Source organism: Microbacterium sp. P2_F9 (assembly GCF_056403635.1).
In genome coordinates this window covers 1-14,345 of the sequence record NZ_JBFUFC010000094.1, presented here as the reverse complement: position 1 = coordinate 14,345, position 14,345 = coordinate 1, and the positions used below count along the sequence as shown (strand labels likewise).

Sequence of the window (14,345 nt, the reverse complement as noted above, 5' to 3'; positions counted from 1 at the left end):
GTGCTGTTCGAGGTCGACGATCACACGGACACCGATGCCTGGAGCGTCGTCGTGCGGGGGAGCGCGCAGCGACTGGAGACGAGCGAAGACGTCGCCGCGGCGGACGAGCTCCCACTGCGGCCCTGGCTGCCCACGCTCAAGTACAACTACGTGCGGATCCGTCCGTCCGGCGTCTCGGGCCGCAGCTTCCATCGTGCGCCCGAACCCGATCGCTACGGCATCGCCGACTACTAGCTGGACCGGGCTCGGTTCGCGGCTCGGAGAGCCATGCCGTACACTTGAGAGTGCAGTTGAAGTCTGCATTCTTTCGCCGTGCCCGGGGATACGGGCAACACCCCTCACTGTCAGGACACGGCGCAGGACTGCGGGCGACCTTGGGCCAAAAGGCCTTAGGGCGGTAGCTCAATTGGCAGAGCAGCGGTCTCCAAAACCGCAGGTTGCAGGTTCGATTCCTGTCCGCCCTGCGCGTCAGCGGAAGCTGACACACGGAAGGTAATCAGGTGGGTTCGATGGTTCAGGACGAGCCGAAGGGCGAGGTCGTCGCGAAGAGCGCCGCACCCCGCGAGAAGAAGCCGAACGTTTTCTCTCGCATCGCGCTGTTCATCCGTCAGGTGTTCGCCGAGCTTCGCAAGGTCATCACGCCGACACGCCAGGAGCTGGTGAAGTTCACCGGTGTCGTACTGGGATTCGTCGTTGTGATGATGGCGATCGTCTACGGCCTCGACCTGTTGTTCGTCTGGCTGACCACTGTCGTCTTCGGTGTGCCGGCGGGGGCGTAGTACCCACTGAGCCACAGCGCGGGCGCACGTCCAGGCGCCCACGAAACGGAAGAGAACGAAGTGTCTGAAAGATATGTCGACGACGCCGATTGGGCGACGGCCGCCGAGCAGTCCTCGGAAGATGACGAGGCCCAAGAGGGCAACGTCCTGGCCGAGGAGGAGCGCTCTGTCGAGCCTGCTGAGCACGCGGCCCTGCACGTGGTCGACGACGGGGCCGGCGACGACCTCGCTGACCTTGACGACATCGACATCGACGACCCGGAGGCTGACGCGATCGTGAACGACGCGCTGAACATCGACGAAGCTGCGGAGGCGGAAGCCGCCGCGGAGGTCCTCAACGACTCACTGGCTGAGGAGCAGGCCGCGCGTGAAGCCGCCGCTGCCGACACCGTGTCGCGCTACGACGGCCCCGACGTGAACGGCGAGCCCGACGCATCCGTCCTCGATGAGGACTTCCTCGGCGAGGAATCGGATGCCGCCGCCGACGTCCAGGACGGCGCCGAGGAGTCCGAAGAGGACCCGTACGAGGCCTTCCGTGCCGAGCTGCGCACCCTGCCAGGCAAGTGGTTCGTCATCCACTCCTACGCGGGCTTCGAGCGCAAGGTGAAGGCCAACATCGAGCAGCGCAAGTCGACGCTCGAGGTCGAGGAGGAGATCTACCAGGTCGAGGTCCCCATGGAGGACGTCGTCGAGATCAAGAACGGCCAGCGCAAGATGGTCACGCGCGTGCGCATCCCCGGCTACGTGCTGGTGCGCATGGAACTCACCGAAGACACCTGGTCGGTCGTCCGGCACACCCCCGGCGTCACGGGCTTCGTGGGCAACGCCCACAACCCGACTCCGCTGCGTTTCGAAGAGGCCTTCAACATGCTGAAGAGCCTCGTCGAGATCAAGGAGGTCGTGACCGCCAAGTCGGGCACCGCCAAGCGCGGCGGCACTGCCGTTTCGCGGGTGCTCCCGGCCGAGGTCGACTTCGAGGTCGGCGAGACCATCACGATCAAGGAGGGCTCGTTCGCGGGTCTTCCCGGCACGATCAGCGAGATCAAGCCCGAGAGCGGCAAGCTCACGGTCCTCGTCTCGCTCTTCGAGCGCGAGACCCCGGTCGAACTGTCGTTCGACCAGGTCACGAAGCTCTAGCCACCACAAGACTTCCCGAGGCTCGTTCTCGGGGGAACCGCGGTCCGGAATGGCCGGGCGCGCGGGAGAACGGACACTCGACAGGTCACTGAGCCCGTCGAAGTGCCGGTCGAATGAGAGGAAAAGGAACATGGCACCTAAGAAGAAGGTGACCGGCCTGATCAAACTCCAGATCAAGGCTGGCGCCGCCAACCCGGCACCGCCGATCGGGCCCGCGCTCGGTCAGCACGGCGTCAACATCATGGAGTTCTGCAAGGCCTACAACGCCGCCACCGAGGCGCAGCGTGGCAACGTCATCCCCGTCGAGATCACCGTCTACGAGGACCGCAGCTTCACGTTCATTCTCAAGACGCCCCCGGCGGCTGAGCTGATCAAGAAGGCCGCAGGCGTCGCCAAGGGCTCGCCGACCCCGCACACGACCAAGGTGGCCAAGCTCACCAAGGCACAGGTGCGCGAGATCGCCGAGACCAAGCAGCCCGACCTGAACGCGAACGACATCGAGGCCGCCTCGAAGATCATCGCCGGCACCGCCCGCTCCATGGGCATCACGGTTGAGGACTGAGGGGAATAACGAAAATGGCTACCAAGTCCAAGGCCTACCAGGCCGCAGCCGCGAAGATCGAGGCTGACAAGTTCTACACGTCCACCGAGGCCGTCGCGCTCGCGAAGCAGACCGGTTCGGCGAAGTTCGACTCGACCGTCGAGGTCGCGCTCAAGCTCGCTGTCGACCCGCGCAAGGCGGACCAGATGGTGCGCGGCACCGTCATCCTCCCGCACGGCACCGGCAAGACCGCCCGCGTCATCGTGTTCGCCACCGGCCCGGCAGCTGAGGCTGCCATCGCCGCCGGTGCGGACGAGGTCGGCGGCGCCGAGCTCATCGAGAAGGTCGCCGCAGGCTGGACCGCGTTCGACGCGGCAGTCTCGACGCCCGAGCTCATGGGCCAGGTCGGTCGTCTCGGCAAGGTGMTGGGCCCCCGCGGCCTCATGCCGAACCCGAAGACCGGCACCGTGACCCCCAACGCGGCCAAGGCCGTCGAGGAGATCAAGGGCGGCAAGATCGAGTTCCGCGTCGACAAGCACGCCAACGTGCACTTCGTCGTCGGCAAGGTCTCGTTCTCGGCCGAGCAGCTTGAGGCGAACTTCAACGCTGCGCTCGAGGAGATCGTGCGTCTGAAGCCGTCGAGCTCGAAGGGCCGTTACATCCAGAAGGCTGCGGTGTCGACCACGTTCGGCCCCGGCATCCCGCTGGACGTCAACGCGCTCTGACCTGCAATCGCGTGAAGAGGCTCCACCTTCGGGTGGGGCCTCTTCTGCGTCTTCGCGGCGTGATCGGGTTCGTTGTCCACCGGCGCCGTCTCAGAACGTAACCGAACTTCGCCCTGGGCGGCGGTCGCGGGTTACGGTGGACCGTTCCGCCCCACGGGTCACAGCAGGCCCACAGCACCGAGGAGTCCTCTCATGACGCGTCATCGCGCCCTCATCTTCACCGTCGCCACCGCGGCAGCCGCCGCGCTGCTGGTCGGCTGCGCCGGCGGCACCGCTGAGCCCGAGTCCAGCGCCACCGCGGACGAGTACGGACTCGTGACGCCCGGCACCTTGACCGTGGCCACCGAGGGCACCTACCGCCCGTTCACCTACCACGAGGACGGCTCGGGCGACCTCGTCGGCTACGACGTCGAGATCGCCGAAGCGGTCGCCGACAAGCTCGGCCTCGAGATCGTGTTCGAAGAGACGCAGTGGGACGCGATCTTCGCGGGGCTCGACGCGGGCCGCTTCGATGTCATCGCGAACCAGGTCTCGATCAACCCGGAGCGYGAGGAGAAGTACCTCTTCAGTGAGCCGTACACGGTCTCGCCGGGCGTCATCGTCGTGAAGGAGGACGACGACTCGATCTCGAGCTTCGACGACCTGGACGGCAAGACGACGGCTCAGTCGCTCACGAGCAACTGGTACACGCTCGCGCAGGACAGCGGCGCGACGGTCGAAGCCGTCGAAGGATGGGCGCAGGCTGTCGCGCTCGTCGAGCAGGGCCGCGTCGACGCGACCATCAACGACAACCTCACCTACCTCGACTACGAGACCACGAACGGTCCGACCGGTCTGAAGATCGCCGCCGAGACCGACGACCCTGCCCTCAACGCGTTCGCGTTCACCAAGGACAAGACCGCCCTTCAGGCTGCCGTCGACGGGGCGCTGGCCGACCTGCGGGCGGACGGCACGCTCGCGAAGATCAGCGAGAAGTACTTCGGCGTCGACGTTTCGCAGTGACCGCACGGCATACTTGTTGCCGATGACCTCCTGGCAGCCGTTCCTCGACTCGATCTCGCCGACCGCCGTGGCTGACTCGTCGGGGGACCTCTGGCAGCTGTTCCTGGACTCGTTCTGGCCGATCACTCTGGCCGGTCTGACGGGCACGATTCCGCTGGCGGTGATCTCCTTCGCGATCGGCATGCTGATCGCGTTGGGGATCGCCCTCATGCGGATCTCGGGCAACCCGGTGCTCGGCAACATCGCCCGGTTCTACGTCTCGGTGATCCGGGGCACGCCGCTGCTGGTGCAGCTGTTCGTGATCTTCTACGGGCTGCCCTCGCTGGGCATCGTGTGGAATCCATGGCCCTGCGCGATCCTGGCGTTCTCGCTCAATGTGGGCGGCTATGCGGCCGAGATCATCCGCGCCGCCGTGCTCTCGGTCCCGCAGGGGCAGTGGGAGGCCGCCTACACGATAGGGATGCCGCGGCGCACCGCTCTCGCGCGGATCATCCTGCCGCAGGCCGCGCGGGTGTCGGTGCCGCCGCTGTCGAACACGTTCATCTCGCTGGTGAAGGACACCTCGCTCGCGTCGCTGATCCTGGTCACCGAGCTGTTCCGCAAAGCGCAGGAGATCGCGGCCTTCAGCCTCGAGTTCCTCCTGATCTACATGGAGGCCGGGCTCATCTACTGGCTGTTCTGCCTCGTCCTCTCGTCGGGGCAGGGCCGCATCGAGAAGAGGCTGGACCGCTATGTCGCCCACTGACGATCCGCTCGCGCCGCCGATCCCGTCGGACGACACCCCGCTCCTGCGGGTCGAGGGTCTGCGCAAGAGCTTCGGCGACCACGAGGTGCTCAGGGGAGTCGACTTCGAGCTGCGTCGCGGCGAGGTCGTCGTGCTCATCGGACCCAGCGGCTCCGGCAAGACGACCGTGCTGCGCGCCCTGAACGGACTGGAGACGCCGGATGCCGGCATCCTGACCGCCGACGGGGGTCCGGTGATCGACTTCTCGACGCCGCTGCGGCCTTCCGACCGCTTCGCGCTGCGCGACCGGTCGGCGATGGTCTTCCAGCACCACAACCTCTTCCCGCACAAGACCGTCCTGCAGAACGTCATCGAAGGCCCGGTGCGGGTGCAGAAGGTGGCCAAGGACGAGGCTGTCGCGAACGCCGAGGCGCTCCTCGCCCGCGTGGGGCTCTCGGAGAAGCGCGACGTCTACCCTTTTCAGCTCTCCGGTGGTCAGCAGCAGCGCGTCGGCATCGTGAGGGCGCTCGCGCTCAAGCCCGACCTGCTGCTCTTCGATGAGCCGACGAGCGCCCTGGACCCCGAGCTCGTGGGCGATGTGCTCAAGGTCGTCAAAGAGCTCGCGGACGAGGGCTGGACGATGGTCGTCGTCACGCACGAGATCGGGTTCGCACGAGAGGCCGCCGACGAAGTGCTGTTCCTCGATCAGGGGGTCGTCGCCGAGCGCGGCCGCCCCGCCGACCTGTTCACGGCTCCCAAGGAGGAGCGGACGCGCCGATTCCTCAATCGGATCCTGCGGCCGCTGGACTGAGCGGTTCAGGCGGTGTCGAGCACCTCGAACCGGCGATCGCCCTGGGGCTCGGCATCCGTCACCCGAGCACTCTGAACCTGAGAGCCCGGCGGCCCCTCGGCCATCCACGCCAGCACCTCGTCGACCTGCGCGTCGGAGCCCTCGATCTCCGCTTCGACGCTTCCGTCGCGCCGGTTGCGCACCCAGCCGGTGACGCCGACGTCGCGCGCGATCATGCGCATCGTGTACCGGTAGCCCACACCCTGGACCTCGCCCGACACCACGACGCGCACCCGCTTCATGAACCCATCGTGCCGCACGCGACGCCGGTGGGCACTGTCGGAGTGTCTGGGCTGGGTGGCAGGATGCCGCCATGGGAACCGTCGACGAATATCTGGCTGAACTCGAGCCCGGCGATCGTGAGGCGATCGGGAACGTCTATGCCCTCGCTGCAGAAGTCGTCCCCGAGGCGGAGCAGGGCCGCGGCTACGGCATGCCCGCGCTCGTCTACAAAGGCAAGCCGCTGATCTCCGTCATGCGCGCCAAGGGGCACATCGGGGTCTATCCGTTCAGCCCGGGGGCGATCGAACTCGTGGCGGACGACCTCGCAGGCTACGACCTGGCGAAGGGAACGATCCGCTTCCAGCCCGAGCGGCCGCTGCCGGATGCCGCGGTGCGGGCGCTCATCGCCGCGCGTCGCGCCCAGATCGACGGCTGACGGAGTCAGCGGGGGAGCACCAGGCTGATGCCGAGCCCGATCATGACGACGGCGATGACCGCGTCCAGGATGCGCCAGGCGCGCGGGGTGGAGAGCCAGCGCCCCAGGAAGCGGGCTCCGTATGCGAGGCCGAAGAACCACACCACGCTGGCGAGCATCGCGCCCGCGGCGAAGAGCCAGCGGTCGTCGCCGTGGCTGTTCGCGACGGTGCCGAGCAGGAACACGGTGTCGAGATAGACGTGGGGGTTCAGCCAGGTCAGCGCGAGACAGGTCGCCACGACGGGCAGCAGGCGGGTCCTTGTGGTGGTCGCGGCCGCGGTGACGGTGCCCTCCGCTTCCGCGTCCGATTCCGCCGCGGTGATCGCGAGCGCCTGCCCGGTGGGACGCCATGCCCGCCGCGCGGCCAGGACGCCGTAGACGACGAGGAACCCGGCGCCGGCCCACCGGACGACGTCGATCAGCCACGGCACGGCGTGCAGCACCAAGCCCACGCCTGAGACGCCGAGAGCGATCAGGGCCGCATCCGAGATCGCACAGATCGCAGCCACGACGAACACGTGCTCGCGGCGGAGTCCCTGGCGAAGCACGAAGAGATTCTGTGCGCCGATCGCGACGATGAGTGAGAAGCCGAGACCGATGCCGGCAAGAACGGGGGAGAGCACGACACGACGCTACGGCCTTCCGTAGAGTTACTCCAGCTCATGATTCTACAGTTGCATTAGCATGGCTGAATCATGCGCATTCCGATCGAGCTGGCCGAGACCGTCGCCGCCGTCGTCGACGAGGGAACCCTGGATGCCGCGGCCCGCCGACTGCACCTCACCCCCTCTGCGGTGAGTCAGCGCGTCAAGGCGCTCGAGGAGCAGCTCGGCCGGGTGGTGCTGGTCCGCTCCAAGCCGGTACGGCCGACCGAAGCCGGGGCAGCGGTCGTCCGGCTCGCCCGTCAGGTCGCGCTGCTCGAGCATGACATCGTCGCTGAGCTCGGCTCGGACGCCGGCGACACCGACGGCGGCACCATGTCGGTGCCCCTGGCCGTCAACGCCGACTCGCTGTCCACCTGGTTCCTGCCGCCGCTCGTCCGCCTCGGGCAGCGGCATCCGGTCGTCTTCGAACTGCACCGCGATGACCAGGACTTCACCGCCGGCCTCCTCGAGGCGGGCACAGTGATGGGCGCGGTGACCTCGCGAGCGACCCCGGTCGCCGGATGCCGGGTGAGTCCGCTCGGAGCCATGCGGTACGAAGCGGTTGCGACGCCGGCTTTCATCGAGCGATGGATGCCGGATGGTCCATCGCCCGAGGCGCTCGGTGCCGCGCCGCTCGTGGACTTCGACCGCCGCGACGACCTCCAGACCCAATGGCTGCGGGCCCGCGAGGTCGATCCGGCCGCGCCGCCGCGGCACTACGTGCCGGCATCAGGCGATTTCGCCACGGCGATCAAGCTCGGTCTCGGCTGGGGTCTGCTGCCGGGGTTTCAGTCGGCCGAAGCGCTCAATACGGGTGCGCTCGTGGGGCTGGGCGGCCCGCCGATCGATGTACCGCTGTACTGGCAGCAGTGGAACCTGCGCTCGGCCCTGCTCGAGGCGATCGCGGCGGAGATCATCGACGAGGGGCGACGAGTGCTCGCACCCGGGTCGGCGTAGCCGCTCGATCAGTCGTCGCTGACGCGCAGCACGATCTTGCCGCGGGTGTGCCCCTCCTCGACCGCCGTGTGCGCGGCCCCCGCATCGGCGAGGTCGAACACCCGATCGATGTAGACCTGCACGGCCCCGGAGTCGAGGAGCCGGGCCACCGTGGCCAGTGCGCTGCCGTCCGGAACGACCTTGTAGCCGGTGGCGCGCGCGCCGGCAGCGGCCGCTTCGTCGACGAACCCCGGAAACGAGCCGGTGGGTACGAGGATGTACAGTCCGCCGGGTCGCAGCACGCCCAGCGAGCGACGGCCGGTCTCGGCATCCGCGTTGCCGACGAGGTCGATGACGACGTCGACCGCCGCCACGACCTCCTCGAAGCGCGTGGTCGTGTGGTCGATGACGACGGACGCGCCGAGTTCACGCAGCCACGCCGCATTGCGCGCCGAGCCGGTGACCGTCACGTGCGCGCCGAAATAGGAAGCGAACTGCACGGCGAAGTGCCCCACGCCGCCACCGCCGGCGTGGATCAGCATCCGCTGCCCTTCATGCGCGTGCGCGGTCTCCACGACCAGGCCCCACGCGGTCAGCGCCGCGAGCGGAACCCCGGCGGCTTCGACATGCGACAGCGACGACGGCTTGCGCGCGACCGAGAGCGTCGGTGCGACCGCGTACTCGGCGTAGCTTCCGCCCGAGCGAGGGAAGGGGAGCATCCCGAATACCGGGGTGCCGGGTGGGAAGGGGTGCGCCTCGTAAGGCGCATGCACGACGATGCCGCTGAAGTCGTAGCCGAGCGTCGCGGGGTAGTGCTCGATTGACGCGGAGACGCCGGCACCGGCTCTGGTCTTCGCGTCGATCGGGTTCACCCCTGCCGCCACCACGCGCACGAGCAGCTCGCTGAGCACAGGCCGGGGCACCGGGATCTTGACCTCGTGCAGCACGTCGGCAGTGCCGGTGGCATCGATGACGACCGCACGCATCAGCTCTGGCGGGTCGGGCACGGGAGCGAGCTCCCCGTGCGGAGCGGATGTCGGTCGCAGCGGCCGGAATCGCATCGGTCGCTCCTTCCCCGTGCGTGTCGGCGTTGGCAGCACTGGTTGCCTTGGATGCGACCCAGTCAACTCCGCCAATGTCTCGACGGTGTTACGCGGGTGCTACCGGGCGGCTAATCCTGGCCATGCGGATGCCGAGAGCGGATGTGAGATCCGAGGGGGAAGAGTGCGCGCAGGCGGAGGATGCCGCAGACCCGAGGTCAGGGCGTGGTGCCCGAACTCAGTGCGCCGAGCAGTCGCGTGAAGTGCTCGATCTCGTCGATCGGCCAGTCCGCGAGCCTGGTCACGAGCGAGCTCTCGTAGGGTCGCCGCGCATCGGCGAGGCGCTCGAGCCCCTCGGCGGTGGGGGAAAGCAGGCTCGAGCGGCCGTCCGCGGGATCGGCGGTCCGCTGCACCAGTCCGAGGTGCTCGAGCTCGCGCACGGTCCGGCTGAGCTGGCCTTTGTCCATCAGCAGCGATTCGGCGAGGGCGGAGACCGTCACCCGCTCCCGACGCGCGATGGTCGTGAAGACCTTGTATGCGCCCGGCAGCAGGCCGGGGCTGAGACGGTGTGCGTTCTCCGCCACGATCTGGCGGAACTGGTTGAGCAGCTCACTGAACTCGCCCTCGAGGGCCCGCACCGCAGCGGTGCGGGCCTCGAGGTCATGCGAATCAGTCATCGTGGATGACATTATCGGCCGGTGGGTGCCTCGGCCGAGGCATCCGTACGCTCCGCCGTCTCGGCGTCGCTGTCGGCCTCGGCCGGTGCGTCGGCCTCGACGTGGGCGAGGGTCTGCATTCCCTCGGCGACGGAGACCGTCGCCAGGTCGGCCTCGGTCGCCTCGATGCGCTCCTTCGTCGTCATCCGGTTGAGGGGGATGTTCGGCAGGAAGATGACCGCGATGAGGCTGACGACCGCGAACGGCACAGCGATCAGGAACGAGTGCGAGATGGCCTGTGCGTAGATGTCCTCGAAGATCACGCGCAGCACTTCGGGCATGTCCGACACCTTCGGGATGGCGCCCGACTGCATGGTCTCGGCGACCTCGGCGCCCTTGGCGCCCAGGCTGATGATCGCGGCCATGATGTCGTCCTTGGCGTCGCCGAGGAGTTCGGTGACCTTCGTGGCGAGCGCAGCGCCCATGACCGAGACGCCGATGGTGCCGCCGAGGCTGCGGAAGAACGTGACGCCCGAGCTCGCGACGCCGATCTCGGTCGGCTTCGAGGTGTTCTGCACGATCAGCACGAGGTTCTGCATGGTCATGCCGACGCCCGCGCCGAGGATGAACATGTAGGCCGAGACGAGCACGAAGTTGGTGTCGTAGTGAATGGTCGACAGCAGGTACGAGCCCGCGATCAGGAAGACCGAGCCGATGATGAGGTACGGCTTCCAGCGACCGAAACGCGTGATGAGCGCGCCCACACCGATCGACGACAGCAGCAGACCCGCGATCATCGGGATCGTCATGAGGCCGGCCTGGGTGGGCGTGGCGCCACGGGCGAGCTGCATGTACTGACCGAGGAAGACGGATGCGCCGAACATCGCGATGCCCGTGGCGATCGACGCGATCACGGCGAGCGTGAAGGTGCGGTTGCGGAACAGCGACATCGGAACCAGCGGGTCCTGTGCGCGCAGCTCGACGATCACGAAGAGGAGCGCGGCCAGGATGGCGCCGCCGACCATGAGGACCGTCTCGGTGCTCCACCAGTCGAACGAGTCGCCGGCGATGCTGACCCAGATGAGCAGCAGCGAGACGGAGGTGGCCAGCAGCACGATGCCGAGGTAGTCGATGCGAGCCTTCTGCCTGGGGTGCTTGGGCAGGTGCAGCGTGCGCTGCAGGATGATGAGCGCGGCGATCGCGAAGGGGAGCGCGACGAAGAAGTTCCAGCGCCATCCGATGGTGTCGGTGATCACGCCGCCGAGCAGCGGGCCGCCGATGGTCGCGAGGGCCATGACGCCGCCGAAGAGGCCCATGTACCGGCCACGCTCGCGCGGGCTGATGATGTCGGCCATGATGACCTGGCTGAGCGCGGCGAGACCGCCGGCGCCGATGCCCTGCACCGCACGGAACGCGATGAGCGTGGTGGTGTCCTGCGAGAAGCCGGCAGCGGCGGTCGCGAGCACGAAGATGGCGATCGCGATCTGGATGAGCAGTTTGCGGTTGAACCGGTCGGCGAGCTTGCCCCACACGGGGGTGGAGATCGCCGTGGTCAGCAGAGTCGCGGTGATGACCCAGGTGAAGGCGGTCTGGTCGCCGCCGAGGTCGTGGATGATGACGGGGAGAGAGGTGGAGACGACGGTCGATGCGAGCATCGAGACGAACATGCCGAGGAGGAGGCCGGAGAGGGCCAGGAGGACCTCGCGGTGCGACCTCGTGGTCTCGGTGGGTGCCTGGACGGGCACGGCTGCGGTTGCAGTGGACAAAGCGAATCCTTCGTGATCGGGAGACGGATGCGACGACGATGGCGCGAATGATTGACATAGGTCAACAGTTGATGAAGGTCAACTATATGCCGATCGTTGATTCGTGTCAACTAAGCGCTTCGACGCGGAGCTGCGGCGGGTCGCCGCGCTGTCGCCATGGCCCCGTCTGGTCGCAGGAATGACCGAGCTGAGCGGTCAGTCGGCCAGGGCGAGGGCACGGAAGGGCTGCCGCGGAACCTCGGGCTTCGGCATCCGCTCCGGCGAATCGGTGCGGCCCTGCAGGTGGCGGCGGTGCAGCTCGTCGATGAGGGCGGTGGCGAGCCGGACGAGTTTCGCGATCTCGGCATCGTCGCGGTCGACCCACTGGCAGAGCGGCTCGTCGCCGACCGGGACGAACTCGTCGTGCTGCTCCCACGCGATCAGCGTGCGCTCGGCGCCGAGCACGTGCTGCTGCCACCACACCTGCCGCAGATACGAACGCGGGATGCTGCGCCACGACTTGTTGGTCGTCTTGATCTCGGCGAGGGTGACGCGACCGTCGTGATCGACCGCGATGCCGTCGGGAGTGGCGAGGTGCCGCTTCTCGACGACGGCGTGGAAGAGGGCCGACGAGGGAAGGATGCCGTGGGTCGCCGCGACCCACCGGGCGATCTCGGGCTCGCGCACGCGCCCGTGCGCCGTGTAGGCGTTGCCCGAGAAGCCGGAGCCCTGGAGCTTCGCATCGGCGGCGCGGCCGATGACGCGGTCGGAGGTGAGAGCCGCGACATCCGTCGCCGTGATCCCGCGCGAGCGCGCACGCACCCACGCCACGCGATCTCGAGAGTCGGCGACGACCCTCGCGGCGAGCCCGGGTGCCCGCGCCGCGAATTCGGCGGATTCGGCGAGTACGGCGGTCACGCTCTCGACCCTACGCCGGGCCCGGGACGTGCGCGGGGTGCCACGCCTACAGCCCTTGCGTCGACGGGAGGAGGTGGCCAGGGTCGAAGGCATGGACACGATCACGTCGAGGGAGTTCCGTTCCGAGCCGGGCGTCGAGGACTGGCGCGCCGGGGTGGACGGGGCATCCGCCACCTTCGCCACCGGCGACTTCGCGACCGGCGCTCGGCTGTTCACCGCCATCGCCGAGCTTGCTGAGGCCGCGAACCACCATCCCGACGTCGAAGTGCGGTTTTCGGCGGCGCGGGTCACCCTGTTCACCCACTCCGCCGGTGGCCTGACGATGAAGGATGTCGCGCTCGCGCGGCAGATCTCGCAGGCCGCGAACGAGCTCGGCATCGAGGTCGACCCGACTCGGCCGCAGCGGCTCATGATCGCCGTCGCGACGCCGGATGCGAGTCAGGTCTTTCCCTTCTGGCAGGCGGTGACCGGTTACCGCGCGATCAGCGACCGCGAACTCGTGGACCCCGTCGGCCGGGGGCCTCTCATCTGGATGCAGCCGGTCGACAAGCCGCTCCGCGGCCGGATGCACATCGACATCGTCGTGGCGGCCGGAACCGGTGAGGAGCGCGTGGCGGCGGCGCTCGCGGCCGGAGGGGTGATGGCTGATGACAGCCATGCTCCGAAGTGGTGGACCCTTGCGGATGCCGACGGCCACAAGGTGGACATCACCCCCTCGCGGGCGTGAGCTCGACGCCGGGCCCCGCAGGCTCGGGGAGGCGCTGAAGCGCGCGCGAAATTAGGCGCTGCACCACCTATCCGCGCTCTAGCATGACGGTCTCGTGAATGCCCTTTCTCACGGTTTGGTCACGGATCTCTATTGATTTTCCGRCAAGGTGTTGCGGTTAGACATCCATCCTGTTAGAAAAGAAAGCRCATTCCAGAATGCGCATTCTCGACGACAATGATGACGGAGGGTCCACGGTGACGACGACGCACCGCACGAGAACCCAGTCCCCGCACCGCGGGCACGGAGCAGCCGCATGAGTGCGGTCAGCGAGCTCGGAAAGCTCAAGACCGCCAAGGAGACGGGCAAGAAGCAGAACAAGGCGGCGTACCTGTTCCTCGCTCCCTGGTTCGTGGGACTCGTACTCATCACGATCGGCCCGATGGTCGCTTCGTTCGGACTCTCCTTCACCCGCTACAACCTGCTGAGCCCGCCGAAATGGATCGGCCTGCAGAACTACATCCGGATGTGGGAGGACGACCGTCTCCACTCCGCGCTGCAGGTGACCTTCACCTACGTGTTCGTCTCCCTGCCGGTGCAGCTCGCCGTCGCGCTGTTCCTCGCGGTCATCCTCGACCGAGGGCTGCGGGGGCTGGCGTTCTATCGATCGGCGTTCTACCTGCCTTCGCTCCTCGGAGCGAGCGTCGCGATCGCGATCCTCTGGCGCCAGATCTTCGGCATCGACGGGCTCGTCAACCAAGTGCTCCACGTGTTCGGCATCCAGGGGCAGGGCTGGATCTCCAACCCCGACACCGCGCTCGGGACGCTGATGATCCTGAACGTGTGGACCTTCGGCTCGCCGATGGTGATCTTCCTGGCGGGCCTCCGGCAGATCCCGACGATGTACTACGAGGCGGCCGCCGTCGACGGCGCCAGCCGGCGCCAGCAGCTCTTCCGGATCACGATCCCGCTGCTCACCCCGATCATCTTCTTCAACGCCGTGCTTCAGCTGATCGGGACCTTCCAGTCCTTCACCCAGGCGTACATCGTCTCGGGAGGAACCGGCGGTCCCGTCGACTCCACGCTCTTCTACACGCTGTACCTGTATCAGCAGGGCTTCACGAACTACAACATGGGCTACGCCTCCGCGATGGCCTGGCTGCTGCTCGTGATCATCGGCATCCTGACCGTCCTGATGTTCTGGACCTCGAGGTATTGGGTTTTCTACGATGACCAAGATTGACG

At 67.6% G+C, this 14,345-nt stretch carries 18 protein-coding genes and 1 tRNA gene; 13 read left to right on the top strand and 6 right to left on the bottom strand.

Features of this window, described 5'->3' with window-relative positions; translation table 11 throughout:
* From AC1DVT_RS11415 to AC1DVT_RS11375, 9 genes are all read left to right on the top strand, one after another.
* A partial coding sequence (locus AC1DVT_RS11415; RefSeq protein ID WP_477389005.1) for a pyridoxamine 5'-phosphate oxidase family protein occupies positions 1–234 on the top strand: 234 nt, incomplete at its 5' end.
* Between the two features lie 157 nt (positions 235–391).
* Positions 392–464, top strand: a tRNA-Trp gene (locus AC1DVT_RS11410).
* A 45-nt stretch (positions 465–509) separates the two neighbouring features.
* Complete coding sequence (secE, locus tag AC1DVT_RS11405; RefSeq protein ID WP_457099110.1) at positions 510–779, top strand: preprotein translocase subunit SecE; 270 nt, start codon at positions 510–512, stop codon at positions 777–779.
* Positions 780–839: 60 nt separating this feature from the next.
* On the top strand, positions 840–1,916 hold the full coding sequence (nusG, locus tag AC1DVT_RS11400) for a transcription termination/antitermination protein NusG (protein ID WP_477389003.1): 1,077 nt from the start codon (positions 840–842) through the stop codon (positions 1,914–1,916).
* A gap of 130 nt (positions 1,917–2,046) precedes the next feature.
* The gene (gene rplK / locus AC1DVT_RS11395) at positions 2,047–2,478 is read left to right on the top strand and encodes a 50S ribosomal protein L11 (RefSeq protein ID WP_457099112.1); all 432 of its coding nucleotides are present in this window, start codon (positions 2,047–2,049) and stop codon (positions 2,476–2,478) included.
* 14 nt (positions 2,479–2,492) lie between these two features.
* Complete coding sequence (gene rplA, locus AC1DVT_RS11390; protein WP_477389001.1) at positions 2,493–3,182, top strand: 50S ribosomal protein L1; 690 nt, start codon at positions 2,493–2,495, stop codon at positions 3,180–3,182.
* Positions 3,183–3,374: 192 nt separating this feature from the next.
* Positions 3,375–4,184 carry an amino acid ABC transporter substrate-binding protein gene (locus AC1DVT_RS11385; protein WP_477388999.1) on the top strand — a complete coding sequence of 270 codons (810 nt, stop codon included), beginning with the start codon at positions 3,375–3,377 and terminating at the stop codon, positions 4,182–4,184.
* A gap of 22 nt (positions 4,185–4,206) precedes the next feature.
* On the top strand, positions 4,207–4,929 hold the full coding sequence (locus AC1DVT_RS11380; RefSeq protein WP_457099115.1) for an amino acid ABC transporter permease: 723 nt from the start codon (positions 4,207–4,209) through the stop codon (positions 4,927–4,929).
* On the top strand, positions 4,916–5,719 hold the full coding sequence (locus tag AC1DVT_RS11375; protein WP_457099116.1) for an amino acid ABC transporter ATP-binding protein: 804 nt from the start codon (positions 4,916–4,918) through the stop codon (positions 5,717–5,719). Before AC1DVT_RS11380 ends, AC1DVT_RS11375 begins: the two co-directional genes overlap by 14 nt.
* Before the next feature lie 5 nt (positions 5,720–5,724).
* Here the strand turns inward: AC1DVT_RS11375 and AC1DVT_RS11370 are convergent, their stop codons facing one another.
* On the bottom strand, positions 5,725–6,000 hold the full coding sequence (locus AC1DVT_RS11370; protein WP_477388996.1) for an acylphosphatase: 276 nt from the start codon (positions 5,998–6,000) through the stop codon (positions 5,725–5,727).
* Positions 6,001–6,071: 71 nt separating this feature from the next.
* On the opposite strand from AC1DVT_RS11370, the gene AC1DVT_RS11365 reads away from it, so the two are divergent.
* Entirely contained in the window at positions 6,072–6,416 is a 345-nt protein-coding gene (locus tag AC1DVT_RS11365) for an iron chaperone (protein ID WP_457099118.1), read from the top strand.
* A 5-nt stretch (positions 6,417–6,421) separates the two neighbouring features.
* Here AC1DVT_RS11365 and AC1DVT_RS11360 read toward each other — a convergent pair whose 3' ends face one another.
* Positions 6,422–7,078 (bottom strand): LysE/ArgO family amino acid transporter, encoded by a 657-nt coding sequence (locus AC1DVT_RS11360; RefSeq protein WP_477388994.1) that lies wholly within the window; start codon positions 7,076–7,078, stop codon positions 6,422–6,424.
* Positions 7,079–7,150: 72 nt separating this feature from the next.
* On the opposite strand from AC1DVT_RS11360, the gene AC1DVT_RS11355 reads away from it, so the two are divergent.
* Positions 7,151–8,056, top strand: coding sequence for a LysR family transcriptional regulator ArgP (locus tag AC1DVT_RS11355; protein WP_477388992.1), 906 nt, complete (start codon positions 7,151–7,153; stop codon positions 8,054–8,056).
* Between the two features lie 8 nt (positions 8,057–8,064).
* Here the strand turns inward: AC1DVT_RS11355 and AC1DVT_RS11350 are convergent, their stop codons facing one another.
* From AC1DVT_RS11350 to AC1DVT_RS11335, 4 genes are all read right to left on the bottom strand, one after another.
* Positions 8,065–9,096 carry an NADP-dependent oxidoreductase gene (locus AC1DVT_RS11350; protein WP_477388990.1) on the bottom strand — a complete coding sequence of 344 codons (1,032 nt, stop codon included), beginning with the start codon at positions 9,094–9,096 and terminating at the stop codon, positions 8,065–8,067.
* A 197-nt stretch (positions 9,097–9,293) separates the two neighbouring features.
* Positions 9,294–9,752, bottom strand: coding sequence for a MarR family winged helix-turn-helix transcriptional regulator (locus AC1DVT_RS11345; protein ID WP_457099122.1), 459 nt, complete (start codon positions 9,750–9,752; stop codon positions 9,294–9,296).
* A gap of 11 nt (positions 9,753–9,763) precedes the next feature.
* Complete coding sequence (locus AC1DVT_RS11340; protein ID WP_477388988.1) at positions 9,764–11,497, bottom strand: MDR family MFS transporter; 1,734 nt, start codon at positions 11,495–11,497, stop codon at positions 9,764–9,766.
* 195 nt (positions 11,498–11,692) lie between these two features.
* On the bottom strand, positions 11,693–12,394 hold the full coding sequence (locus tag AC1DVT_RS11335) for a YqaJ viral recombinase family protein (protein WP_477388986.1): 702 nt from the start codon (positions 12,392–12,394) through the stop codon (positions 11,693–11,695).
* 91 nt (positions 12,395–12,485) lie between these two features.
* Here AC1DVT_RS11335 and AC1DVT_RS11330 point away from each other — a divergent pair, with 91 nt between their 5' ends.
* Both AC1DVT_RS11330 and AC1DVT_RS11325 read left to right on the top strand, forming a co-directional pair.
* Positions 12,486–13,121: a 4a-hydroxytetrahydrobiopterin dehydratase gene (locus tag AC1DVT_RS11330; RefSeq protein ID WP_477388984.1), complete on the top strand. Its 636-nt coding sequence runs from the start codon at positions 12,486–12,488 to the stop codon at positions 13,119–13,121.
* Between the two features lie 295 nt (positions 13,122–13,416).
* Complete coding sequence (locus tag AC1DVT_RS11325; protein ID WP_477388982.1) at positions 13,417–14,343, top strand: carbohydrate ABC transporter permease; 927 nt, start codon at positions 13,417–13,419, stop codon at positions 14,341–14,343.
* Positions 14,344–14,345: the final 2 nt, after the last annotated feature.

What these genes read in the sequence shown, in the direction of transcription:
- AC1DVT_RS11355 (WP_477388992.1), top strand. Translation starts at nt 7,151, where the DNA reads ATGCGCATTCCGATCGAGCTGGCCGAGACCGTCGCCGCCGTCGTCGAC.
- AC1DVT_RS11330 (WP_477388984.1), top strand. Translation starts at nt 12,486, where the DNA reads ATGGACACGATCACGTCGAGGGAGTTCCGTTCCGAGCCGGGCGTCGAG.
- secE (WP_457099110.1), top strand. Translation starts at nt 510, where the DNA reads ATGGTTCAGGACGAGCCGAAGGGCGAGGTCGTCGCGAAGAGCGCCGCA.
- AC1DVT_RS11365 (WP_457099118.1), top strand. Translation starts at nt 6,072, where the DNA reads ATGGGAACCGTCGACGAATATCTGGCTGAACTCGAGCCCGGCGATCGT.
- AC1DVT_RS11370 (WP_477388996.1), bottom strand. Translation starts at nt 6,000, where the DNA reads ATGAAGCGGGTGCGCGTCGTGGTGTCGGGCGAGGTCCAGGGTGTGGGC.
- rplK (WP_457099112.1), top strand. Translation starts at nt 2,047, where the DNA reads ATGGCACCTAAGAAGAAGGTGACCGGCCTGATCAAACTCCAGATCAAG.
- AC1DVT_RS11345 (WP_457099122.1), bottom strand. Translation starts at nt 9,752, where the DNA reads ATGACTGATTCGCATGACCTCGAGGCCCGCACCGCTGCGGTGCGGGCC.
- AC1DVT_RS11325 (WP_477388982.1), top strand. Translation starts at nt 13,417, where the DNA reads ATGAGTGCGGTCAGCGAGCTCGGAAAGCTCAAGACCGCCAAGGAGACG.
- AC1DVT_RS11380 (WP_457099115.1), top strand. Translation starts at nt 4,207, where the DNA reads ATGACCTCCTGGCAGCCGTTCCTCGACTCGATCTCGCCGACCGCCGTG.
- AC1DVT_RS11350 (WP_477388990.1), bottom strand. Translation starts at nt 9,096, where the DNA reads ATGCGATTCCGGCCGCTGCGACCGACATCCGCTCCGCACGGGGAGCTC.
- AC1DVT_RS11375 (WP_457099116.1), top strand. Translation starts at nt 4,916, where the DNA reads ATGTCGCCCACTGACGATCCGCTCGCGCCGCCGATCCCGTCGGACGAC.